Raw genomic sequence first — 25520 nt, 5'->3', positions numbered from 1 at the left:
ACCGTTTTACAGGGAATTACCCTCGGACAACTAAGTAGGGCGTATTGCGCGTAAATCGCCCATTTGAATTGATGAGGCAGGCTTTTTTTATCCCCACATGGCAAACCCAAACCAGCCATTAATAAAAGACACCTCTGGTTGATCCTCTTTTTTTAATCGACAGGAGAAAAGGTTTTGTCTATTCAAAGGGGACTTTGGTAAATCTCCTGCATTATTGCATTTGATTATCAGGGTGTTGTGCTAATTTTAGTGAAGCAATCTATAAATCTTAAATTTAATTTTCATGAAAACCTTAGCTATTTTGGCCATTGTGCTATTGACCTCTGTGGCCCTTCAAGCACAAACATCACTTACTATTATCAACAACACCTCAAACGATTTTTCCATTGACATGGCCTACACAAGTTCTTGTCCACCCGGGACAAATCATAACCTGCAATCGCCTCCATTTAGCAATCAGGTATGGAGCACTCCGAATGGAGAGAATATCTATGAAGTTGAAGTGATCGGTGGTTCCTGTCCTATTGTACCGCTTACCCTAAATGCAACTCCGGCAGGTGGATTACCAGCTTGCTTATTAGGTCCTTTAGGTGGAGTAGTGGCTTATCCTTATCTGCCACCCTGTATAGGAACAGTGAGTATTAGCTACCAATCTAATGTAGGAGGTGGAACGCTTACGATAAATTAGAGGGAAATCAGGCTACCGTACCCTGGCAGCTTGAACCTGCTCCAGCTGTACAGCCAAAGCAATGCTGATCCGTTCGGATGGCTCGGTTCGTTAACTTTTTTAGGTCAAACTCCGAGATGTGCTGACCAGCCGCCGGACTGGTTTTTATTTCCAGCATTTGGTTAAAATCACAATCGTACATGTGGCCTTGCCAGTCTACCGATATGGTATTGCGACACATGACCCCATCAATGGCTGAGGGATTAAATGCAGTGATCAATCTGTCCATGTAGTCTTCGTAGTTTTCGGACACAATCAGGTAATCCAGAAAACGGGAAATGGGCAGATTGGTAATGGTGAAAAGGTTACTAAAGCTTACGTCAAAATCTTTTTTCAATGCTTGCTTAAAGTCCAGTTCCAATTGCATTTGATCGCCGGGTAAAAATGCGCCACTTGGGTTGTAAACCAGATCGAGGATTAGGCCACTGCCTGGTTTGCCATATCCTTTTTCATTGAGTCGTTGCAAGGCTTCAATCGATTTATCGAAAACGCCATTGCCTCGCTGTCTGTCCGTTTTATTTCGTCGGTAATAGGGAAGTGAAGATACTACCCGGATACCGTGTTGTGCAAAGAACTCGGGCAAATCATGGTATTTGGGATTGGCCAGCAAAATGGTGAGATTGGATCGAACAATGATCTCCTGTACACCTCGCTTGTGCGCCTCTTCAACAAACCATCTGAAGTCGGGATTCATTTCCGGAGCCCCGCCGGTAATGTCTAAGGTTGGAATCTGATTTTTCTCCAGGACATCCAGGCACAACTCCATCGTTTCCCGAGTCATAATCTCCTTGCGATCAGGTCCGGCGTCTACGTGGCAATGCTTACAGGTTTGATTACACATATAGCCCACATTCACCTGGAGAATTTCCAGCTGAGCGGGGCGCAATGGAAATCGCTCATTGCGCTGAAGGTAAATTTCAAACTTCTCATGATCACCCGAAGCAAAAATGCCATTGTTCAAAAATTGAAGCTGCTCCTCAGTAGAAGCCAATCGGTGATTCTGAGCTTTTAAAGATTTAATCATAATGACTATTCCCTGGAATTACATGCCGAGCTTCTTGGCTTTGTTCATCATCTGAACACCATGAACCAAGCTAGCTCCTCCTCTAATGGCACCGGCCACATGTAGGGCCTCCATCATTTCTTCCTCACTAATTCCTCGTTTCATTCCGTCTACCGTGTAGGCATCAATACAATAAGGGCATTGTACCGTGTGAGCAACGGCCAGAGCAATCAGAGACTTTTCTCGTGCACTTAGCGAGCCTTCCTCAAAAACGGCGTTATACCAATCAAAAAAACGTTTGGCAAGGTCGTCGTTCCATTCAGCGATATCGCCAAACTTTTTTAGGTCAGCGGGGTCATAATAAGTTTTACTGCTCATACTTTTCCTTTGGATAGAGGGCTAAATTAATTTTTCTTTTCGTTCAGCTTCCAGTTGTACTCGAGGTAATCAATGGCTGCGCTTGCCGGAATGGGGCTTTGTGCATATTGATTAATGTATTCCCGAATGGTTTTCCCATCTCGGGTAAAATCTCCGGAATACCAGCTAAATAGTTTGCTGATATACACCTTGTCCTTTCCTTTAATTTGATTCTTAATGGAGTTGTTGACGAAGTAGCGAGCCTGATCGTTGAGTTGATTTTCCAGTTTAGAGGCAACAAAGGCTTCGTTCCTCAGTCGTGGGCAACTAATGGAGGCACAATTCACGGCAAAATGAATTCGGGCATCTTTGAACTGACCCCGTAGTTTGTCGTGTTCAATGTTGTTGAGGTTCATTTTCTCCCCACCAATTTCTATGAAATCAATGTCCCAGGTGGTGTTCACCTGATAGATCATTCCACCCAAGTCTTTGATGGACTCCACTGGGTAGTGCTTGCAAATCAACTTTACGGTGTAGGCATTGTAGGCATTGATCCAATAGGCCATAATTTCAGCCTTGCCCCAGCTGGACTGAGGAGCATTGTTGGCCAGCATGTCCAGATAGGCGTCCAGGTGCTTTTCATCGGCTTTAAACCCTTTGTAGTTTACATCCCCATTGGGAGCTACATGTTTTTTTACCAGGTCATCCCAGGCCATGTGAGAGACCTGAGCCTGGCTTAGAAGTACAGTTAGGATAAAACCCAAGGAAAACAATATCCGCATAACTCAAGAATTTTGACACAACAAAGCTAGTTTAGTTCACTGACACATTTTGTTACCCTTACTACATATCGGTTATCCCGCCTGTCCTTCAAACCCTGAAATGATCCGATCCAAGGCTCCTTTTCGTTTCTTATAAAAGATGGCATAGGCCGTATATCCCCAGGCTGCAGCGAAAATCGACATAACGATGGAAAGGGCTCCCGTTGCCAAAACGTATTGGGTAAAATAGGGCTCAGGAAAATTGATAACGCCTTCAAATGTTTCTCCATCCAGGGTTAGAATCCACTTTCGAGAGGTTAAGAACCCGGGAATACAAATGATCATACAGAGGAAAAAATTCATCACCACTTGATATATGCGGTAAAACCGAATGCGGCTACTCACACTTTTCAAGTAGGACACGGTGCTCAACGAAGCGTCGGGTTGATGAATGGCTCGAAAGAGCGCAAAGGATGGGACCAGAAGGACAAATGTTGTAATCCAGGCCAACCATTTAACTCCGGCGGGAAGGTATCCCTGAGGATCCATCAAAAGCATAGCCAAGCCTACCACGGGAACACCCATTGCGCTGAAGCCCAATTCTAAGAGGTTGTTATAAATGAGTCTTTTGTAAGGCATGGATTGGTAGACGCTCTGAACTTCTGCAGAGGGAAGGTCGGGAAGCGTTTCCTGAAGTTGTTCGCTCACTTGAGCCCATTCGGTTTTTAAATTATGCAGTTCCATGAATGAATTTTTTGAGTTTGTTTTTAATGCGGTGAATTTTTACACCCACCAGGTTTTCGCTTATTCCCAGGATTTCACCGATTTCTCGGTAGGGAATGTCGTCGAGAAAGAGCATGACCAGTGATTTTTCAGCTTCATCCAATCGTTGGATGGCTTGCTGGAGCTCTTTCTGTTGCTCCCTTTTTTCCTCATCAGGTTGGGCCAAATGAGTGTGTTGGGAAAGGGGTTCGGTAATCATTTTTTTCTGGCGCAACTGACCAATAGCCGTGTTGATTCCTATTCGGTAAATCCAGGTGCTGGGCTTGGAGTTTCCTTTAAAAGAGGAGTAGGATCGACAAATCTGATACACAATTTCCTGGGCCAGGTCTTTCCGTTCTTCCGGATCCCGGGTATAGAACCAGGACACCTTGTGAATCAACAGCAGGTGATCCCGGATCATTTTTTCCAGTTGGGGTTCAGTTCCTTGTGGTAGTGTCATTTGCTTACCTGGATCGATTCTACTTTGTATCCCTTTTTCTTCAGTAGCTGGATCAAGCCCCGTTCTCCATAGAGGTGGCCGCTACCAACGGCAATAAACCGACTTTCATGCTGATCGATTAAGCCGTGACTCAACCAGTATTCATTGCGCTCCGATACCAGAATATTGATGTTTTCAGGGCTACTTCCCATACCGGTTTTTACCAGGTTGTAAAGACCCTCAATGTCTTGTCGAAGATAGGTATCCAGCATTTCATCATAGCCCAATCTTGGGTCTTGTTTGGCCGTCTCAGTTAGTAATACCAGATTATCAGCCTGTTCCAGTGCATCTAATTTGCTTAGATAAGAATAGACGTAATCGGGACCTTCGGCTCCATCCAGAATCACTCCACGTTTCTCGGCCAGTTGGATTAGTTCATCTTCATAACTCGTCAAAGGATAGGCAGCACCTAAAACCCGTGTGGTGATAAGTTGAGCAATAACAAGAGGTTGATACCGCACCAGCTGGTTAAAATCCAATCCAATGGAATCGCAAAAATGGCTGAGCATGGCCATTTCTGCCGGCGTATACATATCCTGGATTAAGGACGGATCAAGGACAGCGTGTTTACTAGATGCTGCCTGAATAGCTGGATCTCGAGGGTTGGCTTCGAGTACCAGTCTGTCGCTAAGTAGTAGAAGTGAATCCAGTGTTGGAATAAAGCCCAGCTGGGGCTCCGGTATCAAATGGATGGTGCCAAACAAGTAGGAAGGTTTTTCGAGGTCGCCTCCAGAGACTTTCCAGAATAAAGAGGAACGGTTTTCTGAAATGGGCTGAGGGCTTGGTGAAGCGCTCGAATCTTCTGATTGCGCAACAACCATTGTTCCTGTTTTGGTTTCAGGATGTTCAAGGGGCTCTTTTTTGCAGGCCCAAAGCCCGAAGAAAAGAACCAGAATCCAAATAAGATGGGGAGTTTTCATGGCGAAATGTTTTAGTGTTTATTGGATTAGTAGCAAGGAGGCCAGAAATCTTACAACTCGCATGAAATTTTTTTTGAAGAGTTTAGCTTAAGAATACTTAGAAGGCTGTTTTTCAGTTTATCAGGAAGGGTTGAAGTGGGCAAAAGAAGTCTTCGGCAATTTGTTCATTATTTTTTTTCGCTGATCAATAGCCACCCGTTTCGCCTCCTACATTTGCAGAAAATCAGCAGGTATGCGCAGCATTTTTTCATTTCTACTCATAACTATTGGGCTCACATCCTGGGCGCAAAACGTTCAACACTATACCGGGTTTTACGACAAAGACAGTACCCTTAAACTCAGTGAAGGGAATTATGTTGATGGAGTAAAGGACGGCAAGTGGACCTATTGGTACGAAAGCGGAAAGCTGAAAGAAGAGAGCCACTACCTCGTAGGAAAGTTGCATGGATCGGTAACCGTTTGGTACGAGAATGGCCAAAAAATGAATGAAGGCTACTTCTATTTCAATTTGCAAGATAGTGTATATACCTCCTGGTTTGAAGAGGGACAGGTAAGAGCCAAAGGACAATTTGAACGGGGGTACAAAGACAGCCTTTGGACCTACTATTTTCCGGATGGAAAAAACTATAAGGAAGAAACCTGGAACAAACGTGAGGTGCGTTTAGAAAATGCCTGGAAGCGTGATGGCTCTCAATCTCTGACCCATGGAACCGGAGTTTTCTACAAATACATGGGGCAGTCCATAATGGCTGAGAACCACTACAAAAACGGAATTCTCGATGGCCCCTACAAACGTTGGTACACGGCAGATCAAATAGAAGAATCGGGAAGCTACGAGCAAGGCTTAAAGACTGGCCTTTGGAAGAAGTTTTTTGCTAACGGTAGCCCCGAGAATGAAGTGAATTACGAAAAAGGCATGAAGCAAGGGGCCGTTCAGAGTTGGTATGCCAATGGACAATCCAAGGTAAGTGGGTTTTACCAAAAAGATGAAAAGGATGGCTTCTGGAAGTTTATTCAGGAAGACGGGCACCTTTACATGTCTGGCTATTTTGACCAGGGATTACAAGACAGCCTCTGGACCTACTATTTCGAAGACTCTCAGGTGAAAGAAAGTGAAGGGCTATTCCGGTCCGGAAAAAAAGATGGGGAGTGGAACTTCTGGTATGAAGATGGCAGCCTCTGGAGAAAAGGGAATTATGCCCAAGGGATTAAAGAAGGGCTGTGGACCACCTGGTTCGAAAATGGAAACAAGCTTCAGGAAGGGAACTACGAAAACGGTAAAGAAGAAGGAGAGTGGAATTCCTGGTACGAATCCAAAGGCCCTAAAGACAAGGGGAGTTTTGCTGCGGGTAAGATGGTTGGCGAATGGACCGGCTGGTACGAAAACGGTAAGACCAATTACCACGGCTCACTTAAGGATGGCTTAAAGGAAGGTAAATGGGAATTCTTTTATTCTTCCGGAAAACCTCGTGAAACCGGATCCTACAAAGGTGGTATAAGAGAAGGTATGTGGACTTTTTATTACGCACATGGGCATATCGATCAAAAAGGATCGTACACAGAGGGTAGAAAAAACGGGACCTGGGAATACTATGCTGAGTGGGGACAGCTGCTGCGCAAAGTCAGTTATAAGGACGATAGACTTCACGGTCCGAGCACTTCCTACTACAAAGGCGATAAAATTCAGAGCCAAACATCCTACAAAGAAGGGGTCCAAAACGGGGTTTGGAAATTCTACGATGAGGATGGAAACATTACACGAAGTGTCAAATACGTGAATGGCTTTATAAAAGAATAATTATTGAAAGAAAAATCATAAATTTGTGGCGCAAAACGTCATTAGTGATATAGAGAGGAGGGGTTTTAGCCCCTCTTTTTAGTTTATAAAACATGATTACGAAAGAGCAAATAACGCAACTGGTGGATGAGAAACTACATGGTACAGAGTACTTTGTGGTGGATATAACCGTGAGTGGCTCCAACAAAATTGTTATCGAAATTGATGGAGATCAGGGCTTCAATATCCAGGAGTGCGTGAATGTTTCGCGTCATGTAGAGCACAGCCTTGACCGGGAGAAAGAAGATTTTGAACTTCAGGTTTCCTCTCCAGGCTTAACCAAGCCTTTCAAAGTAATGCGTCAATACACCAAAAATGTAGGGCGCAAAGTCAAAGTAACTCCAGTAGAAGGAGTGGTGGTGAAGGGCCAATTGGTTGATGTAAATGACGAACGCATCATAGTAGAGACTACTTCGAAAGAAAGAGTAGAAGGAAAGAAGAAAAAAGTGGAAGTGAAACAGGAGCATGAGTTCCCGTTCGCGGAAATAAAAGAGACAAAATTGATATTGGATTTTTAAATCGTTAAGTCATGAATACGCAGGAATTAATTGAGTCGTTTTCGGAATTTAAAGACCTGAAGAACATTGATCGGGTTACGATGATGAACATTGTAGAAGATGTTTTTCGTAATGTGATTGGCAAACAGTTTGGAACCGCCGAGAATTTCGACATCATTATTAACCCCGATAAAGGTGACCTCGAAGTATGGCACAACCGAGTGATTGTTCCAGATGGAGAAGTAGAAGATCCGAATGCAGAAATTTCATTGACTGAAGCTCAGAGAATCGAGCCCGACTTCGAAGTAGGGGAAGATGTATCTGAGGAATTGCGTATTGAGCATTTTGGAAGACGCTCCATTACTGCATTGAAACAAAACCTTGCCGCCCGTATCCACGACCTACAGAAAGACGGTATTTACAAGAAGTATAAGGACCGTGTGGGAGATATCGTAAACGGAGAGGTTTACCAAATCTGGAAAAAAGAAATTTTGTTGCTCGACGATGAAGGCAACGAGTTGGTGCTACCTAAATCTGATCAAATTCCTTCTGACTATTTTAAGAAGGGAGACTCAGTTCGTGCGGTAGTAACCAAAGTAGAAATGCGTAACAACTCACCTATTATCTTCTTGTCAAGAACTTCTCCAGCCTTCTTGGAGCGCTTGTTTGAGATGGAAGTTCCTGAAATTTTTGATGGTTTGATTACCATTAAAAACATTGTACGTGAGCCAGGTGAAAGAGCTAAAGTAGCCGTAGAATCTTACGACGATCGTATCGATCCGGTAGGAGCTTGTGTAGGTATGAAAGGTTCTCGTATCCACGGTATCGTACGTGAGTTGCGCAACGAAAACATTGATGTAATTAACTATACCTCCAATTCTCAGTTGTACATCCAGCGTGCTTTGAGCCCGGCTAAGATTTCGAATATGAATCTGGACGATGAGGCGAGCAAAGCTGACGTTTACCTTCGCCCTGATCAGGTTTCCCTGGCCATTGGTAAAGGTGGATTCAACATCAAGTTGGCAAGCCGCTTGACCGGATACGAAATTGACGTATACCGCGAATCAGCTGAAGATATTGAAGACGTAGACCTGGAAGAATTCTCTGATGAAATCGATCACTGGATTCTCGACCAGTTGAAAGCCATTGGTTGTGACACTGCTAAGAGTGTACTCGACTTGGGTAAGAGAGAACTGGTAAAACGCGCTGACCTCGAAGAGGAGACCGTAGAAGAAGTGCTAAGCATTTTGAGATCCGAATTTGAAGATTAGAAAGGGATCGAAAAAGGCGTTTAGCCGAGAGTTTTATATTTGCACACGAAGAAAGCTACCCCTTTGTTTTAAAGGGTTTGATAACTAAAGAATTATATGGCAGGAGCTATTAGGTTAAGTAAAGTTGCTAAGGAATTAGGAGTTGGGGTTAAAACCATTACCGACTTCCTGGTCGAGAACGGAATAGAGTGCGATGGTCGCCCTACTTCGAAGATCGATGAGGATGCCTATGACCTGCTGCTTCAAAAGTTTTCTTCGGACAAACAGGTGAAGGAAAAATCTCGGGAGCTCAGCAAAAACCGGGAAAAACGGGTAACCATTTCTATCGAAGATCAGGTAAGAGAAAAACCATCTCGTACCGATGAACTGGAAGAGGAAGTGGTGATTAAGAATGTATCCGTTAAGCCAATTATCGATTTGCCTAAGGAGGAGAAGCCCGAGGAACCTGAAGCTAAGGAGCCAGAGGTAGAGAAAAAAGCTGCTCCTGAGCAAGTGAAGATGGAAGAGGTGGAAACGCCTGCTGATCCGGACGATAAAGGGCCTAAATTGGTAGGTAAGATCGACCTGGATTCATTGAACCTAAAAACTCGCCCTGGTAAAAAAGAACCAGAGCCCAAGCCAAAGCCTAAGAAAGAGGTGGAGCCTCCTAAGAAAGAGGAGCCAAAACCTCCTGTGGCTAAAAAACCTGAGCCGAAGAAGGAAGCACCTGCTAAGCCTGCGACCCCTTCCAAGCCAGAGAAAATCGAAACGAAGGTGGAGAAGTTGGCTGGACCGAAAATCACGGGACAGAAAATTGACCTCTCTCAATTCGAGAAGAAAAAGAAAAAACCAGTTGCCTCTTCTGATGATAACAAAGAGATTCAGCAACTGAAGAAAAAGCGTAAGCGCATATCTCCTGATTCTGGTAGACCTGGAGGCAGACCCGGTGGTAGACCTGGCGGGCCTGGACAAGGTCAGCGCGGTGGAAATGATCGCCGTAAAGGACAAGGTAGAGGCAAATTCCAAAAGAGAGAGCCACAACCAGAAATTACCCAGGAGGACATCCAAAAAGAAATTAAGGAAACCTTGGCTCGCTTGAGTAGCGGTGGAGGTAAGTCCAAAGGTGCAAAACACAGACGTGCCAAACGTGAAGCGATTTCTCAACAGCAGGAAGAGCTCATGAAGCAGCAGGAAGCTGAACAAAGCATCTTGAAGATTACAGAGTTTGCCACCGCAAACGAATTAGCTTCCTTGATGAATGTGAGTGTAAACGAGGTTATCGCAGCATGTATGTCGCTCGGACTCTTCGTTTCCATTAACCAGCGTTTGGATAAAGAAACCCTGCAGGTGGTAGGTGAAGAATTTGGTTTTACCATGGAATTCACCACGGCTGAAGCAGAGGATGATCAGCTGATCGAAGAAGATGTGGAAGAACGGATGAACGAACGTCCGCCTATCGTTACCGTAATGGGTCACGTAGACCACGGTAAAACCTCTCTTCTTGACCACGTACGTAAGGCTAATGTGATTGCCGGTGAGGCAGGGGGTATTACCCAGCACATTGGTGCCTACAGTGTGAAGCTTGAAAATGGAAAGACCATTACCTTCCTGGATACACCGGGTCACGAGGCCTTTACCGCGATGCGTTCACGGGGTGCCCAGGTGACGGATATTGCCATCATCGTGATTGCGGCTGACGACAATGTGATGCCACAAACCAAGGAGGCTATTAACCACGCTCAAGCGGCTGGAGTACCTATCATTTTCGCCATCAACAAGGTGGATAAAGAAGGTGCAAATCCTGAAAGAATTAAAGAAGAACTCGCTGCTATGAACTTCCTGGTTGAAGATTGGGGAGGTAAGTATCAGAGTGAAGATATTTCGGCCAAGAAAGGCCAGAGAGTAGAGGAGCTGTTAGAGAAAGTGCTTCTTGAAGCTGAATTACTCGAATTGAAAGCAGATGGCGAAAAACGGGCCAATGGTACCGTTATTGAAGCTGCTCTTGATAAAGGAAAAGGATACGTATCCACTATGTTGGTACAAAGCGGTACCATGCGTGTTGGAGATGTGATTTTGGCAGGTGCTTACACCGGTAAGGTTAAGGCTATGTTCAACGAACGCGGTCAGCAAGTAGCTGAGGCAGGACCTTCACGTCCAGTTAGTGTTCTGGGATTGAACGGAGCTCCAAGTGCGGGTGATAAGTTTAACGTAATGCCAGATGAGAAAGAAGCGAAGAACATTGCTCAAAAGCGTCAGCAGCTGTTGCGTGAGCAAGGTGTAAGAACTCAGAAACACATTACCCTTGACGAGATTGGTCGTCGTATTGCGATTGGAGACTTCCAGGAGCTTAACGTGATTATCAAAGGTGATGTGGATGGTTCTATCGAAGCCCTTTCCGATTCCCTACAAAACCTTTCTACCGAGAAGATTCAGGTGAACATTATTCACAAATCGGTGGGGCAAATTAGCGAGTCAGATGTGTTGTTGGCATCCGCTTCCAATGCAATCATTATCGGTTTCCAAGTTCGTCCTTCACTGAATGCACGAGCCATTGCCGAGAAAGAGATGATCGATATTCGTTTGTACTCTATTATCTACGACGCCATCGAAGAGGTGAAACAGGCCATGGAAGGAATGTTGAAGCCGAAAGTGGAAGAGCGCGTTGTGTGCAACGTAGAGGTTCGCGAAACGTTCAAAATCTCCAAGGTGGGTACTATTGCCGGTTGTTACGTAACCGATGGTACGATCACTCGAAATACCAAGATTCGCTTGATTCGCGATGGTATTGTGGTGTACACAGGAGCTCTCGGATCCTTGAAACGATTCAAAGACGACGTAAAAGAAGTGAAGAAAAACTTCGAATGTGGTTTGAACATCGAGAACTTCAACGATGTAAAAGTCGGCGATGTAATCGAAGGATACGAAGAAGTAGAAGTAAAACAGACTTTGGATTAGTCCTCGGTCTGTTAGAGATAAAAGAAAAGCCCATTCCGATACTTCGGGATGGGCTTTTTTGTTTTTGGTGTTTAAGCTTAGGTACGCGTTTAACTCAGGTGCGTGTCTAAACGCGTAGCTGAGTTAGATCAGTCTAACGTCGAATAACCTTTTTCCAGTCCGTTTGATTTCCGTTTGAAACCTCAATAAGGTATAGTCCTTTGTCCTCAGGTAAATCCAGTTGACCGGACCATTCATGGCTTAAATAGGTGGTTAGGAGGATGCCGTTACTGGCGTATACCTTCACTGTTGAAATCGGGGAGTTTGGCGATTCTATATAAACCGTTCCCGTGCTTGGATTGGGGTATACCCGAAGTGTGGAGTTTGAGGGTTCTCCTAGGTCCTCAGTAGAAGTGCTTGGAGGAAAGGTATTAAATATATAGACCACGCCATCCACTGAGTTGCCGGCAATTACCCAGCCCAGGTGTAGGGCGAGATCGTTTACAGGAAGGCTGTTTCTATCGCTCGGAACCATTTGATTTGTACGGTTAAATGATCCATTGGATGATTCAAACATTTCGATTTTACCACTCATGCCTACCACTGCAGTCTTAGTCGAACAGGCTACTACCACTTCACCACCAGTTCGGGGTGGACATCTAAGCTTAGCCGTTTGCTGCCAGGACCCGGCATTCTTTTGGTATACCAATCCACCATAAAGTGTTGTGTCAGAATTGTCCGACCGGGCACTTACAATGGCCAGGTTGTCATAAACGGAAATGTGGTCTCCTACATCCGGACCAACTATGCTGGCTTCTTTGACCACCCGCTCCGTTTTGCTGAATACTCCATTGGTTTTTTCAAAGGCGATTACTTCGTTGGAGGTAGATTCTCCAATTAGAAGATTCGAGTCACTCAAAGTAACAGACGCTCCAAAGTTGTTTGAGAGGTTGGCGTCGGCAGCGGTGATCATTTGCTTTTGAGTCCAGGTATTTTGGTTCCTTTCAAATAGAAAAACAGCACCGGAATTTGGAGTAGTGGAGCTATTGTGAGGGGACATGTAGTCTCCCACCGCAATCATGTTTTGATGAACGTCTACTGCACTTCCAAATTCACTCGACATTTTAAAGGAGTGGTTTAAGGAATCAACCAGTATCTGTTGCTGTACCCAGGAGTTGCCCTGCATTTCGAATACATAGGCGGCTCCGGACGAATCTCCAATGCTCATACCGTTACTGGCGCCAACTACAAGTGTGTTTCCCTCGATGCCTACCGAACTCCCAAAAAGATCGTTGGGCCTGCCATCAGAGGCCATTAGAGTTTGGTCGAGATTCCAATTCGTTCCATCCCATTTATAGATGTATGCCTTGCCTTGAACGTTTGGATTAGCGCCGATAAAGGGTGAGCCCACAACTGCATAAACTCCGGATATATCCAAGGAATGACCAAATCGGTTATTCGGAGTCGTGTCAGGAGAATTGAATTTGGCTATCTCATTCCAGATTTGTGCATGCATCTGGCAGGCCGCTCCAAGGGCAATAATGAGTATAAGGAATCGGGTAAGCAATTGGTTCATAGTTTAGAATTTTGATTTTAAGCGCGCCAATTTATCGCACACCAAAGGTGAATTCTAAAATAATCGATGAGCTGGCAGAAAAGTGGGTTAACGGGTAAGGTAGCTCTGAAATGTTGGAATGCCGAGAAATCCAGGTGCGCGTTTAAACGCGTACCTGGTTAAACGCGCACCTGAGTATGTTCAGGCTTTAACGATTCCGAGGGTCCTCGCCGCCACCAGGAGTGATTGGCTGATCAGGGGCGCCATCCGGAGGGTATACGTAGGGCTTGTTTTCCTCTTCTTCCTCTTTTTGTTCAATGCTTAATTCTGGCCATTTGATTTGGGTGCTCACGATAAACGCGTCTGGAAAGTTCTCTTTGAGTTCCACAAAGAAGCGCTCCGCGTCCAAGCGAGAACGGTAGTCTCCAATGCGGACCTTAAAACTGGGCTCCAGGAATTCAATGTAGCAAGGTAGGTCAGGATAGATGGTGAGAAACTCCTCTTGTACCTCATTGGCCTTATTCCAACTGTTGGCTCCGGAAGAAGAGAAAAGTTGAATCCGATAACCGGCAATTTCTTCTTTGCCCTCATGGCTTCTAACGTAGCGATCTTTGAGTTGGAGAATGCGCTCGTCACCATATTGGGTCAATCCTTCCGACTCTTCCATTACCGGAAGTCCATATCCGACCCCTTCAGGAACCTGAGCCTGGGCCGAAAAATAGAAGCAAGTACTAAAAATGGTAAGGACAACTGTATTGGAAATAGTGCGATTCATACCCTCAATTTTGAGCAAAAATACTAACTAAAATCGTGCCCGATTGTTAGTTACATAAAAACAAGAAGGCTCAGGTGGAATGCGGGAAAGAGATGGCCTTGTTTAGAATTGTTCTAAATTATTTTACCCAAAGCTGATTTTCGTCACCCTTCCGAGGCCATGTTAACGTTTGTTATAAATTTGCCGCTTGATAAAACTGGGGTTTAAGTAAGATTTTTTCGATAAAAACCTGAAAAATAATGAGGATTTTCTTCAAGTCGATTTCGCATATTTCCTGTCTATTTCTCTTAGTTACAGCGCTTTTATTTTCTTCGGGAAAGGCTGTAGCACAGGACGGCGAGAAACTATTTAATTCAAACTGTGCGGCCTGCCATAAGATGGATAAAAAGTCCATTGGGCCCGCTCTTTTAGGTGCAGAGGAACGTTGGGAGGGAGACCGCGATAGAATGCGTGCCTGGATCAAGAATTCAACACAGTATCTGAAGGATAATCCTGATCATGCATATGTTCAGGAATTATTCGAGACGTACAACAAGAGTGTGATGACTGCTATGGCGCTTTCTGATGCTGAGGTTGATGCGGTGTTAGATTATATCCGTGATTGGAAGCCGGTTGATCCGCCAAAGCCTCCGGGTGGGGATGTGGTTACTGTCGAGCAGCCTGACTACACCATCTACTGGTTGTTGGGTATCATGGTGATCTTCTTGTTGGTCATTAAGATCATGGGGGATATCAAGCGTTCGCTTAAAGAAGTGACTGCTACGGTTGAAGGAAAAGAACCTCCTGCTCGTAAGGGTATGATGGAAGCCTTTGTAGATTGGATCGCTGATAACAAGCGTACCTTCGCTACACTGGTTCTTCTCATCTTGGTTTTGTCTTCCGTTAAATTGTGGTTCGTTGTGAAGAGTGTTGGTGTGAATCAGGATTACGCTCCTGAGCAGCCGATTAAGTTCTCTCACAAAATCCACGCTGGTGACAATGCAATCGATTGTGGTTACTGTCACCACTCCGCTTACAAAGGTAAGAATGCTGGAATTCCTTCTGTGAATGTTTGTATGAACTGTCACAAAGGGATCTCTACCGGTAAGGTTGACGGAGAAAAAGAAATTGCAAAAATTTACGAAGCTGCGGGATGGGATCCAAACGAAATGGCCTACACCAAAGAGTCTAAGCCTATCAAGTGGATTCGTATTCATAACCTGCCTGACTTTACTTACTTCAATCACTCTCAGCACGTAGTGGTTGGAAAGCAAAAGTGTCAGACATGTCACGGTCCGGTTGAAGAATTTGGGTATCCAATGAAGCAACATTCAGAGTTGACCATGGGATGGTGTATTAACTGTCACCGCGAAACCGAGGTGGCCATGGAAGGTAATGAGTACTACGAGAAGTTGCACGAGCAGCTACTTGAGCGCCATGCCGAAGAAGGAATCGAAAACTTCACCGTGGAGCATATCGGAGGTACCGAATGTGCTAAATGTCATTATTAATCAGACGTTCAATTAAGTAACAATTCCACTATGAGTACTAAAAAATACTGGAATAGTTTAGAGCAGCTTCAGGAAGACCCTAAGTTTTTAGAAAGCGCTCAAAAAGAATTCAACGAAGAAATTCCAGTAGAAGAATTTTTGGGAAATGAAGTATTAAAAGATACTTCGACTTCACGTCGTGATTTCCTGAAGTTTATGGGATTTAGCTTGGGTGCTGCTACCTTGGCTGCCTGTGAGGCGCCAGTAGTTCGCTCGATTCCTTACGTTGTAAAACCTGAAGTAGTTACTCCAGGGGTTGCTAACTGGTATGCCTCTTCCGTGTTCCGCGGAGGAAACTTTGCCAGCGTATTGGTGAAAACCCGTGAAGGTCGTCCGATTTTCTTGAAAGCTAACGATAAGTATCCTGAGCAAATGCGCGGTTTGAATGCCCGTGCAAACGCATCTGTTCTTGAGTTGTATGATGACAACCGTTACCGTACTGCCAAGAAAGGTGAAGCTAACATCTCTATGATGGATGCTGACCGCGAAATCATCGCTGCCCTTAGAGGAGTGAAGATGAAAGGCGGAAACGTTCGTGTATTGACAGGTTCTGTAATGAGTCCTTCTACTCAGGCTGTACTTAATGATTTTGCTGCTGCTTACAGTAGTGAAGAAGAGGGTGCTGCTGATCAGGTAGTAGTGAACTACGACGCCATGTCAAACGGCGGTATGCTCGATGCTAACGAAAAAGATTTTGGAGTACGTTCCATTCCTGCTTACGACTTCGGTAAAGCCAAGGTAATTGTATCCTTGGATGCTGACTTCCTTTCTTCTTGGTTGGATGAGGTAAGCAACTCCATTGGTTACGTGAAAAACCGTAAACCAGAAAATGCTTGGATGTCTCGTCACTTCCAGTTTGAAACTAACTTGACCACTACCGGTGCTAACGCCGATGTTCGTGGTGCGGTTAGACCTTCTGAATTGGGAACTGTTGCTAAGGCTCTTTACTTCGCGATCGCTTCTAAAGCTGGTCAAGGTTCAGGAAGCGCTAAAGTGAGCGACGACGATAACGGTGTAAACAATAAGATTGCTCAAGCGGCCAACGAATTGTGGGCCAATAAAGGTACTGGTCTGGTTGTTTCAGGGAGCAACGATTCGAATGTTCAACAGTTGGTGAATGCCATCAACACGATGTTGGGTAACTATGGATCAACCCTGAAATTGGATATGGCCAACAATACCCGTTCTTCTAACGATGCTGCTGCGAAAGCTTTAGTAGCTGACATGAAGGCTGGTAAAGTAGATGCCTTGATCATTTACGGAGCAAATCCACTATACACGATGCCTGCTTCTTGGGGTGTAGCTGAGGCTATGTCTAAAGTAGGTTTGAAGATTTCTTTGGCCGATCGTCCAGATGAAACTTCTACCATGTGTGATTACGTTTGTCCAGACCGCTTCTTCTTGGAAGCCTGGAATGACTACAATCCGTACAACGGAATGTACACCATCGCACAGCCAGTAATTAAGCCATTGTTCCCTAAAACTCGTGCCGCTCAGGAGTCCTTGTTGACTTGGGCCGGTAAAGACGCTGATTTCTACAACTACATGCGTCAGGTTTGGGAAAGAGATATGTTCCCTGCTTCTGGTGAGCTTTTGTTCGACGGGTTCTGGAACCGCGTTGTTCAAGAAGGTATTTACCAGGCTAAGCCAGCTGCTGAAGCTACTCCTGCTGTTTATGCTGGAAATGCTGCTGCCGCTGCAAGCGCTATCAAAGCAGGTGGATCCGGATTGGAAGTAAACTTCTACTTCAAAGGATCTATGGGTGATGGTTCTCAAGCCAATAACCCACACCTTCAGGAATTGCCTGATACAATGTCTAAAGTTTCATGGGACAACTACATTACCATGAACCCGGCAGACATGGAAGGTAAGTTCGAAACCAATACTGCTCAGCAGACTCCAGCCGATATGGCTAAGTTGACCGTAAATGGTCAGTCTATCAACCTTCCGGTTGTGGCTGCTCCAGGTCAAAAAGTGGGTACTGTTGGTGTAGCTTTGGGGTACGGAAGAACAGTTACTGGTCCTGCTGGAAAAGTGGGTCAGAACGCCTACCCATTGATGGGAGACAAGAATGGAACTTTGAGCTACTACGCTGAAGGATCTATTGAGGAATTGGGTGAAACTTACCCCATTGCTTCCGTACAGACTCACGACACCATGATGGGTCGTAAGATTGTAAACGAAACAGATATTACCACCTTTAAATCGGTTGATAAAAACGATCCGGTAAAAGGATGGAATAAAGACCTCGAATTAGTGGACGGTGTTGGTAAAAAACGTCCTCTAAGAGAATTGAACCTATGGGATGATCATGGTTTGGAAATCGGTCACCACTGGGCCATGTCTATCGACTTGAACGCTTGTACAGGTTGTGGATCTTGTGTTACAGCTTGTCACATTGATAACAACGTTCCAGTTGTAGGTAAAGATGAGATTCGCCGTACACGAAGCATGTTCTGGTTGCGTATCGATCGCTACTACTCAAGTGATACTACTAAGGCAAACGCTTCTGAGGAAGGTAAAGGCATGATCGATACCTATGCAGAAATGGAAGTTCCTTCTAAGTATCCAGAGGTAGTTTTCCAACCTATGATGTGTCAGCACTGTAACCACGCTCCATGTGAGACGGTTTGTCCGGTAGCTGCTACCACCCATAGTGAGGAAGGTTTGAACCAAATGGCTTACAACCGTTGTGTAGGTACACGTTACTGTGCTAACAACTGTCCTTACAAAGTACGTCGCTTCAACTGGTTCAACTACAACAAAGATCCTAAGTTCACAGACGTTAACCCAGCTCAGAATGAATTGGCACGTATGGTATTGAACCCAGACGTAGTAGTTCGCTCAAGAGGGGTTATTGAAAAATGTAGCTTCTGTGTTCAGCATATCCAAGCCGGTAAATTGGCCGCCAAGAAAGCGGGTCGTCCAATTGAAGACGGTGAAGTAACCAGTACTTGTGCTGCTGCTTGTCCTACCAACGCAATCACTTTCGGTGATATCAACGACAAGGACGCCAAGGTACGTGCTGACTGGAAACTGGATCGCGCATACGCCGTGATCGAGGAAGTAGGTACACAGCCAAACGTGAAGTACCTGACTAAAGTGAGAAATACAAAAGCAAACGCTTAATAAATATTCAGCTAAAGTTTTGATCCATGCATAAGGAATCGGAAATCAGATACCCCCTCATCTTAGGGGATAAAACCTATCATCAGATTACTGAAGATGTTTGCGGGCCGGTTGAAGGTAGAGCAAACAAACTTTGGTACCTCGCCTTTTCCATCTCCGCCGTTGGAGCTCTATGGGGCCTCGGGTGTATTCTGTACACAATCGGACGTGGTATTGGTGTTTGGGGTTTGAATACGACCATTGACTGGGCCTGGGATATCACCAACTTCGTTTGGTGGGTAGGTATCGGTCACGCCGGAACCCTGATCTCAGCGGTACTGCTTTTGTTCCGTCAAAAATGGAGAATGGCGATTAACCGTTCTGCAGAGGCGATGACGATCTTCGCGGTAATGATGGCAGCCCTTTTCCCAGGGATTCACATGGGACGTATTTGGATGGCCTACTGGGTACTTCCACTACCTAACCAGTTTGGATCTCTATGGGTAAACTTTAACTCACCACTTCTATGGGACGTATTCGCGATCTCGACGTATTTCTCGGTATCGCTTGTGTTCTGGTACATTGGTCTGATTCCTGACTTTGCTACCATTCGCGACCGCGCTACACGTACCTTGCCAAAAGCTATTTACAGCATCCTTTCTTTCGGATGGAGTGGTAGAGCTAAGCAGTGGATTCGTTTTGAAGAAGTTTCTTTGGTATTGGCCGGTTTGGCAACTCCACTGGTATTCTCGGTACACTCGATTGTATCCATGGACTTTGCTACCTCGGTTATCCCTGGATGGCACACCACCATCTTCCCTCCTTACTTCGTTGCCGGTGCGATCTTCTCTGGATTCGCCATGGTACAAACGCTGCTTTTGATCGCTCGTAAGGTGGTTAACTTGGAAGACTACATTACTCGTAAGCACATCGAGTACATGAACATCATTATTGTAATCACCGGTTCTATGGTAGGTGTTGCCTACTTGACCGAGTTGTTCATCGCCTTCTACTCGGGAGTTGAGTTTGAGCAGTACGCGTTCCTTAACCGTGCTACCGGACCTTACTGGTGGGCATACTGGTCGATGATGTCTTGTAACGTGATTACTCCACTGTTGTTCTACATCGAGCGAGTAAGAAAGAGCATCATCGCTTCTTTCATCATCTCAATCTTCGTAAACATCGGTATGTGGTTTGAGCGTTTCGTAATTATCGTAACCTCCCTACACCGCGATTACATTCCATCTAACTGGACCTTGTTCCACCCAACATTTGTTGATATCGGAATCTTCGTGGGAACCATTGGAATCTTCGGAGTATTGTTCTTGCTCTACGCCAGAACCTTCCCGGTACTTGCACTGAATGAATTGAAGTCTATCCTGAAATCTTCAGGTGACAATTATAAAAGACAACAACACTAATTCGTATTACGGATGGCTACTGAAAAGAAAATCTACGGTCTGTATAACGACGATGATATCCTAAAACAAGGAGCAACCGATATGGTGGCTCAAGGGATTCACATCAACGAGGTATACTCTCCATTTCCAATTCACGGAATTGAGAAGATCATCGGAATGAAGTGGACACGTATTGCGATTGCAGCATTCATGTTCGGAATTACCGGAACTACCTTGGCTTTGGTCGGAATGTTCTATTTCATGATCTACGATTGGCCAATGGACATTGGTGGTAAGCCCAGCTTCTACTTGTTGGCAAACATTCCATCATTCATTCCAATTACATTCGAGTTCACGGTATTGTGTGCAGCTCACGGAATGGCCTTGACTTACTTCGTAAGAAACTGGACTTTTCCTGGTGTATCCGCCAAGAATCCAGATCCAAGAACAACAGATGATCACTTCGCAGTGGAAATCGTTCCTGGAGATAATAGCAAGTTTAGCAAAGAAGAACTGGAGACCATTTTAAAGGGAACCGGTACTGTTGAAGTTTTTGAAAAATAAAATACCCTTCTCAATGCAATTAGCAGATTATATGAAATCGTTGGGCTTGATTTTCGCCGCAGTAGTTGTACTAACTGCCTGTGAAGATAAAAACAGTCCGGGAGTGGAATACATGCCGGATATGTACCGTTCACCATCCTACGAAACGTATGGTGTAAACTCCATGTACGGTGATAGTATGGAAGCACGTTTGCCTGTGGCTAACACGATTCCAAGAGGCGCCGACAATCTTCCTTACGATCTTCCGAATACACCAGAAGGATACGACGCAGCAGCAGCACTTACCAATCCTCTAAAGGTAACTGAAGCAAATATTGCTGAAGGTAAAGTATTGTATGGCCGTTTCTGTCAGCACTGCCACGGTAAGAAAGGTGCTGGTGACGGATCTGTAGTAACCAACAGTGAGTTGGGTGCTCCTCAGGCTTATAACAAAGGATTGAAAGATCTTCCAGAAGGAAAAATGTTCCACTCAGTTACATACGGTAAAGGGATGATGGGATCGCATGCATCTCAATTGACCAAGACCGAGAGATGGAAGATATTGATGTATGTACGCACCTTGCAAAATCCGGATACCTACAAAGCAATTTTAGGTGGTGGAGAGGCAGCTCCCGAAGCTATGGCTGATACTACAGCTACAGCCGAAGCAGTTGCAGAGATGACAGAGAACAAAGAAGCAGAGGCTACTAACTAATAAAGAAAAAGAAAACTTACGATAATGGAACAATTCGTATTTACCGGCAAGCTGAAAAGAATCGCCATGGCGCTTATGGGCGTCGGAGTTTTGGCTCTTGTGATGGCAATTGCGCAGATTTTTATGGCTTCAGGAGATGAAGAGTCTCACACGGCTGTGGCCCGGTTGTGGTCGAATCTGTTGATCGACGGATTCTTCTTCTTTGGTATTGCTCTCGCAGCTACCTTCTTCCTGGCGGTTCAATTTGCCGCAGAAGCTGGATGGGCTGTAATCATTCGCCGTTTGCTTGAAGCTATTGGTAGCTTTATGCCTATTGGAGCTGTTGTATTGGTGATTGTATTTGTTGCGGCTACTATGCACTGGAACCACCTGTTCCACTGGATGGACCCAGCTGTTCAAAATGAATATGTGATCGAATCTACTATTGATTCGGCTCACCCTGAGTACACCAACGATAAGGATGCTGAAGGCGCCGTATTCAACTTGGAATTTGATGAAATTATTGCCGGTAAGTCTTGGTACCTAAATCTACCATTCTTCTGGTTCCGTGTAATTCTTTTCTTAGGTGTTTGGATGTGGTTCTGGACTCGTTTCCGTAAACGTTCTTTGGAAGAAGATTTAGGATACGATCGTAAACGACACTTCCGCAACGTTCGCGATGCGGCTATCTTCCTTGTATTCTTTGGATACTCTTCTTCAGCTGCTGCTTGGGACTGGGTTATGTCAATTGATACTCACTGGTTCTCTACTTTGTTTGGCTGGTATACCTTCTCTGGTATCTGGTTGAGCTCTATGGTAGTGGTTACCTTGTTGGCCATGTGGTTGCACAAGAACGGTTACCTAAAAGGATTAAACAGCAGCCACCTGCACGACTTGGGTAAGTGGATGTTCGGTTGTTCTTTCTTGTGGTCTTACCTGTTCTTCTCTCAGTTCATGTTGATCTGGTACTCTAACATTCCTGAAGAGGTAACTTACTTCCAGGCACGTATCGAGCACTACCCAATTATGTACTGGGGTATGTTTGCCGTTAACTTTATTTTCCCAATGATCGCATTGATGGATCGTGACAACAAGAGAAACTACGGTTTCCTTACCGTTATCGGTTTGATCATCTTAGGTGGTCACTGGATGGACACTTACATGATGATTACCCCAGGTACCATGCACGAGCACGGTCACATTGGATTTGTTGAAATCGGAATGGCTTTAGGATTCTTAGGAGCATTCATTTTCGTAGTGCTTAATACTTTGACCAAAGCTCCACTGGTGACCAAAAATCACCCATTCTACGAAGAGAGTATCCATCACGAAATTCATTAATAATTAGAAAACGTAAACAGTAAGCGAATATGACTTCATTATTGATATACCTCGTTATAATACTGGCAATCGTAGCGGTTGTACAGATATTAAGGGTATTTGAGTTGTCCAACTTCCTCAATGGAGAAGATGGGATCAATGTTACGGACCGGGAGACGAACAACATCAGTTTGATGTGGGTATTATTCCTGATCGCTTATTTCGCAGGTTTCATTTACCTGGTTGTACGCTTCGGCCCACACCTTTTACCCGAGGCGGCCTCCGAACACGGAGCTGCGATTGATACGTTGATGGATTTTAACCTGATCATTATTACTGCGGTATTTGTTCTTACCCACATTGTAATGATCTACTTCGTGTACCGCTACGCTAAAACACGAAGCCCTAAGGCGACCTATGTAACCCATAATAACAAACTTGAGTTTATCTGGACTATTGCTCCGGCAATTGTTTTGGCTATCATCATCATTTACGGTATCAATACCTGGAACAAAGCGATGAGAGAGAAGCCAAACGGAGCTTTGAACATTGAGTTGTACGCTCGTCAGTTTGACTGGACTGCTCGTTACGCTGGACAGGATACTACTCTTGGTCACGCTAACTTCCTCATGATTTCTGGGACCAATCCACTTGGATTGATCAACAACCAGCGTTTGGATGAGCGTCTGGGAGAATATGATCAGTGGGTATCAGACTTGGAAGAAAGTCGTGGTAAGGTTTATCCTGGTGGTAAAACCGATCGCGAAATCTTAGACAAGATCTCCACGGTTAAAAAGCACAAAGCTCTGGTTGAGCAAATGAAGGCCCAGTCTGCCGTAAAGGATTACTCGGTTGCGGATGATGATATCATCGTAAAAGGTGAATTTCATATTCCAGTAGGTAAGCCAGTGAATTTCCAAATTCGTTCTCAGGACGTTATTCACTCCGCTTACATGCCTCACTTCCGGGCTCAAATGAACGCAGTACCTGGTATGATGACTTCTTTCTACTTCACTCCGACCATTACTTCGGAAGAGATGAGAAACAAGCTCGGAAACCCAGAATTCGACTACTTGTTGTACTGTAACAAGATTTGTGGTGCGGCGCACTACAACATGCAAATGAAGATCATTGTTGAGACCGAAGAGGCCTACAACCAATGGTTAGCAGAACAAAAGAAATTTTACACGGCAGACGCTCAATAACTAAGAACGATTTAATCTGAAATAAGATGTCAGGACATAAAGAACCATTTATTACGAAATATCTTTTCAGCTACGATCACAAGATGATCTCACGCCAGTTCTTGTTGACTGGTACCTTCATGGCCTTTGTTGGGATGATTATGTCGCTGCTTTTCCGTTTGCAGCTGGCCTTCCCTGGAGAGAGCTTTGAAGTGCTGAACTTCTTCCTGGGAGACAAATGGGCACCAGACGGAGTACTTGATCCTAACATGTACTTGGCTTTGGTAACTATTCACGGTACCATCATGGTATTCTTCTTGTTGACTGCCGGATTGAGTGGAACCTTTTCAAACCTTTTGATTCCATTGCAGATTGGTGCCCGTGATATGGCATCTGGAATGTTGAACATGCTTTCTTATTGGTTCTTCTTCCTTTCTTCAACTGTAATGATTGCATCTCTTTTTGTGGAAGCTGGACCTGCCGCTGCTGGTTGGACGGTTTATCCTCCATTGAGTGCATTGGCTGAAGCTATGCCTGGTTCAGGTATGGGTATGACGCTTTGGTTAGTAAGTATGTCGTTGTTCATTGTATCCTCTTTGTTGGGTGGTTTGAACTACATCGTTACAATCGTAAACTTGCGTACCAAGGGAATGAAGATGACCCGTTTGCCTTTGAGTATTTGGGCCCTGTTTGTTACCGCTATTTTGGGGGTACTTTCTTTCCCAGTGTTGTTATCAGCAGCTTTGTTGTTGATCTTCGACCGTAGCTTCGGTACTTCTTTTTACTTGTCTGATATTTACTTGGCTGGTGAGGCTTTGGATCACACCGGTGGTAGCCCATTGTTGTTCCACCACTTGTTCTGGTTCCTTGGTCACCCTGAGGTATACATCATCCTTCTACCTGCATTGGGTATTACTTCTGAGGTAATTGCAACGAATGCTCGTAAGCCGATTTTTGGTTACCGTGCGATGATCGGATCTATCCTTGCGATTGGATTCCTTTCCTTTATCGTATGGGGTCACCACATGTACATGAGTGGTATGAATCCGTTCCTTGGTGATGTATTTACATTTACTACACTCTTGATTGCGATTCCTTCTGCGGTAAAAGCGTTTAACTACATCTCTACCTTGTGGAAAGGTACATTGAACTTTACCCCTGCCATGTTGTTCGCTATCGGTATGGTTTCTACCTTCATCACGGGTGGTGTTACAGGTATCATACTGGCTGATGCGGCTCTGGATATTAACTTGCACGATACTTACTTTGTGGTAGCTCACTTCCACATTGTAATGGGACTTTCTGCTGTACTGGCGATGTTCGCTGGTGTTTACCACTGGTTCCCTAAGATGTGGGGTAGAATGATGAATAAGAAAATTGGTTACCTCCACTTCTGGATTACATTTATCTCTGCTTATGGGGTATTCTTCCCACAGCACTTCCAGGGATTGGCAGGTGTACCACGTCGTTACTACACGAACTCTGAGTTCCCCATTTTTGATAGCCTTACCGACATCAGTTTGATTGTAACTGTGTTTGCTATCATCGGTGGTTTGGCTCAGTTCATCTTCCTGTTCAATTTGATCTATAGCATTTTCAGTGGTCCTCGTGCTCCTAAAAACCCATGGCGTGCAAACTCTTTGGAATGGACAACTCCAGTAGAGCACATTCACGGAAACTGGCCTGGAGAATTGCCTGTTGTACACCGTTGGGCATACGACTATAGCAAGCCAGGTAAAGAAGAAGATTTTGTTCCACAAACCGTTCCTTTAGAGGAAGGTGAAGTGGATGGAGAAGGCCACTAAGGCTTTCCATAAAACCTTGAGGAAAATGTCCTTGCCGGAGTCGGTAAGGACATTTTTTTT

General features: G+C 44.8%; 21 protein-coding genes. 13 read left to right on the top strand and 8 right to left on the bottom strand.

Annotation, left to right across the window (positions count from 1 at the left end; translation table 11 throughout):
• The first annotated feature begins 283 nt into the window (after window positions 1–283).
• Complete coding sequence (locus KFE98_04890; protein ID UTW63492.1) at window positions 284–688, top strand: hypothetical protein; 405 nt, start codon at window positions 284–286, stop codon at window positions 686–688.
• A 7-nt stretch (window positions 689–695) separates the two neighbouring features.
• Here the strand turns inward: KFE98_04890 and arsS are convergent, their stop codons facing one another.
• The 6 genes from arsS to KFE98_04860 all read right to left on the bottom strand — a co-directional run bounded on the left by arsS (window position 696) and on the right by KFE98_04860 (window position 5029).
• Window positions 696–1754: an arsenosugar biosynthesis radical SAM protein ArsS gene (arsS, locus tag KFE98_04885; GenBank protein UTW64644.1), complete on the bottom strand. Its 1059-nt coding sequence runs from the start codon at window positions 1752–1754 to the stop codon at window positions 696–698.
• Window positions 1755–1769: 15 nt separating this feature from the next.
• Window positions 1770–2108, bottom strand: coding sequence for an arsenosugar biosynthesis-associated peroxidase-like protein (locus tag KFE98_04880; GenBank protein UTW63491.1), 339 nt, complete (start codon window positions 2106–2108; stop codon window positions 1770–1772).
• 26 nt (window positions 2109–2134) lie between these two features.
• Window positions 2135–2869, bottom strand: a complete 735-nt coding sequence (locus KFE98_04875; GenBank protein UTW63490.1) for a DUF547 domain-containing protein — start codon at window positions 2867–2869, stop codon at window positions 2135–2137.
• A 72-nt stretch (window positions 2870–2941) separates the two neighbouring features.
• Window positions 2942–3592 carry a hypothetical protein gene (locus KFE98_04870; protein ID UTW63489.1) on the bottom strand — a complete coding sequence of 217 codons (651 nt, stop codon included), beginning with the start codon at window positions 3590–3592 and terminating at the stop codon, window positions 2942–2944.
• Window positions 3579–4031, bottom strand: a complete 453-nt coding sequence (locus KFE98_04865) for a sigma-70 family RNA polymerase sigma factor (GenBank protein ID UTW63488.1) — start codon at window positions 4029–4031, stop codon at window positions 3579–3581. The genes KFE98_04870 and KFE98_04865 overlap by 14 nt, the downstream gene beginning before the upstream one ends.
• A gap of 35 nt (window positions 4032–4066) precedes the next feature.
• Window positions 4067–5029, bottom strand: a complete 963-nt coding sequence (locus KFE98_04860; GenBank protein ID UTW63487.1) for a TraB/GumN family protein — start codon at window positions 5027–5029, stop codon at window positions 4067–4069.
• A 232-nt stretch (window positions 5030–5261) separates the two neighbouring features.
• Between KFE98_04860 and KFE98_04855 the strand changes: the two genes are divergently transcribed.
• The 4 genes from KFE98_04855 to infB all read left to right on the top strand — a co-directional run bounded on the left by KFE98_04855 (window position 5262) and on the right by infB (window position 11568).
• A complete protein-coding gene (locus KFE98_04855; GenBank protein UTW63486.1) occupies window positions 5262–6827 on the top strand; it encodes a hypothetical protein in 1566 nt (521 codons plus the stop codon).
• 92 nt (window positions 6828–6919) lie between these two features.
• Window positions 6920–7384 carry a ribosome assembly cofactor RimP gene (gene rimP / locus KFE98_04850; GenBank protein ID UTW63485.1) on the top strand — a complete coding sequence of 155 codons (465 nt, stop codon included), beginning with the start codon at window positions 6920–6922 and terminating at the stop codon, window positions 7382–7384.
• An 11-nt stretch (window positions 7385–7395) separates the two neighbouring features.
• Window positions 7396–8634: a transcription termination/antitermination protein NusA gene (nusA, locus tag KFE98_04845; protein ID UTW63484.1), complete on the top strand. Its 1239-nt coding sequence runs from the start codon at window positions 7396–7398 to the stop codon at window positions 8632–8634.
• Between the two features lie 96 nt (window positions 8635–8730).
• Window positions 8731–11568 carry a translation initiation factor IF-2 gene (infB, locus tag KFE98_04840; protein ID UTW63483.1) on the top strand — a complete coding sequence of 946 codons (2838 nt, stop codon included), beginning with the start codon at window positions 8731–8733 and terminating at the stop codon, window positions 11566–11568.
• Between the two features lie 133 nt (window positions 11569–11701).
• Here infB and KFE98_04835 read toward each other — a convergent pair whose 3' ends face one another.
• Window positions 11702–13123: a T9SS type A sorting domain-containing protein gene (locus KFE98_04835; protein UTW63482.1), complete on the bottom strand. Its 1422-nt coding sequence runs from the start codon at window positions 13121–13123 to the stop codon at window positions 11702–11704.
• A gap of 187 nt (window positions 13124–13310) precedes the next feature.
• Window positions 13311–13877 (bottom strand): SPOR domain-containing protein, encoded by a 567-nt coding sequence (locus tag KFE98_04830; GenBank protein UTW63481.1) that lies wholly within the window; start codon window positions 13875–13877, stop codon window positions 13311–13313.
• A gap of 239 nt (window positions 13878–14116) precedes the next feature.
• Between KFE98_04830 and KFE98_04825 the strand changes: the two genes are divergently transcribed.
• The 8 genes from KFE98_04825 (at window position 14117) to KFE98_04790 (ending at window position 25460) form a co-directional block, all read left to right on the top strand.
• On the top strand, window positions 14117–15367 hold the full coding sequence (locus KFE98_04825) for a c-type cytochrome (protein ID UTW63480.1): 1251 nt from the start codon (window positions 14117–14119) through the stop codon (window positions 15365–15367).
• A gap of 30 nt (window positions 15368–15397) precedes the next feature.
• Window positions 15398–18535, top strand: a complete 3138-nt coding sequence (locus KFE98_04820) for a TAT-variant-translocated molybdopterin oxidoreductase (GenBank protein UTW63479.1) — start codon at window positions 15398–15400, stop codon at window positions 18533–18535.
• 26 nt (window positions 18536–18561) lie between these two features.
• Entirely contained in the window at window positions 18562–19935 is a 1374-nt protein-coding gene (gene nrfD / locus KFE98_04815; GenBank protein UTW63478.1) for a polysulfide reductase NrfD, read from the top strand.
• 12 nt (window positions 19936–19947) lie between these two features.
• A complete protein-coding gene (locus KFE98_04810; protein ID UTW63477.1) occupies window positions 19948–20478 on the top strand; it encodes a DUF3341 domain-containing protein in 531 nt (176 codons plus the stop codon).
• Between the two features lie 13 nt (window positions 20479–20491).
• Window positions 20492–21172 (top strand): c-type cytochrome, encoded by a 681-nt coding sequence (locus KFE98_04805; protein UTW63476.1) that lies wholly within the window; start codon window positions 20492–20494, stop codon window positions 21170–21172.
• 102 nt (window positions 21173–21274) lie between these two features.
• Window positions 21275–22492 (top strand): quinol:cytochrome C oxidoreductase, encoded by a 1218-nt coding sequence (locus KFE98_04800; protein ID UTW64643.1) that lies wholly within the window; start codon window positions 21275–21277, stop codon window positions 22490–22492.
• A 29-nt stretch (window positions 22493–22521) separates the two neighbouring features.
• Window positions 22522–23676, top strand: a complete 1155-nt coding sequence (locus tag KFE98_04795) for a cytochrome c oxidase subunit II (protein ID UTW63475.1) — start codon at window positions 22522–22524, stop codon at window positions 23674–23676.
• 26 nt (window positions 23677–23702) lie between these two features.
• A complete protein-coding gene (locus KFE98_04790) occupies window positions 23703–25460 on the top strand; it encodes a cbb3-type cytochrome c oxidase subunit I (GenBank protein UTW63474.1) in 1758 nt (585 codons plus the stop codon).
• The last annotated feature ends 60 nt before the right edge of the window (window positions 25461–25520 follow it).

It is taken from the genome of bacterium SCSIO 12741, assembly GCA_024398055.1.
Lineage (GTDB): Bacteria > Bacteroidota > Bacteroidia > Flavobacteriales_G > Salibacteraceae > SCSIO-12741.
This window is presented reverse-complemented; position numbering and strand designations above follow the sequence as displayed.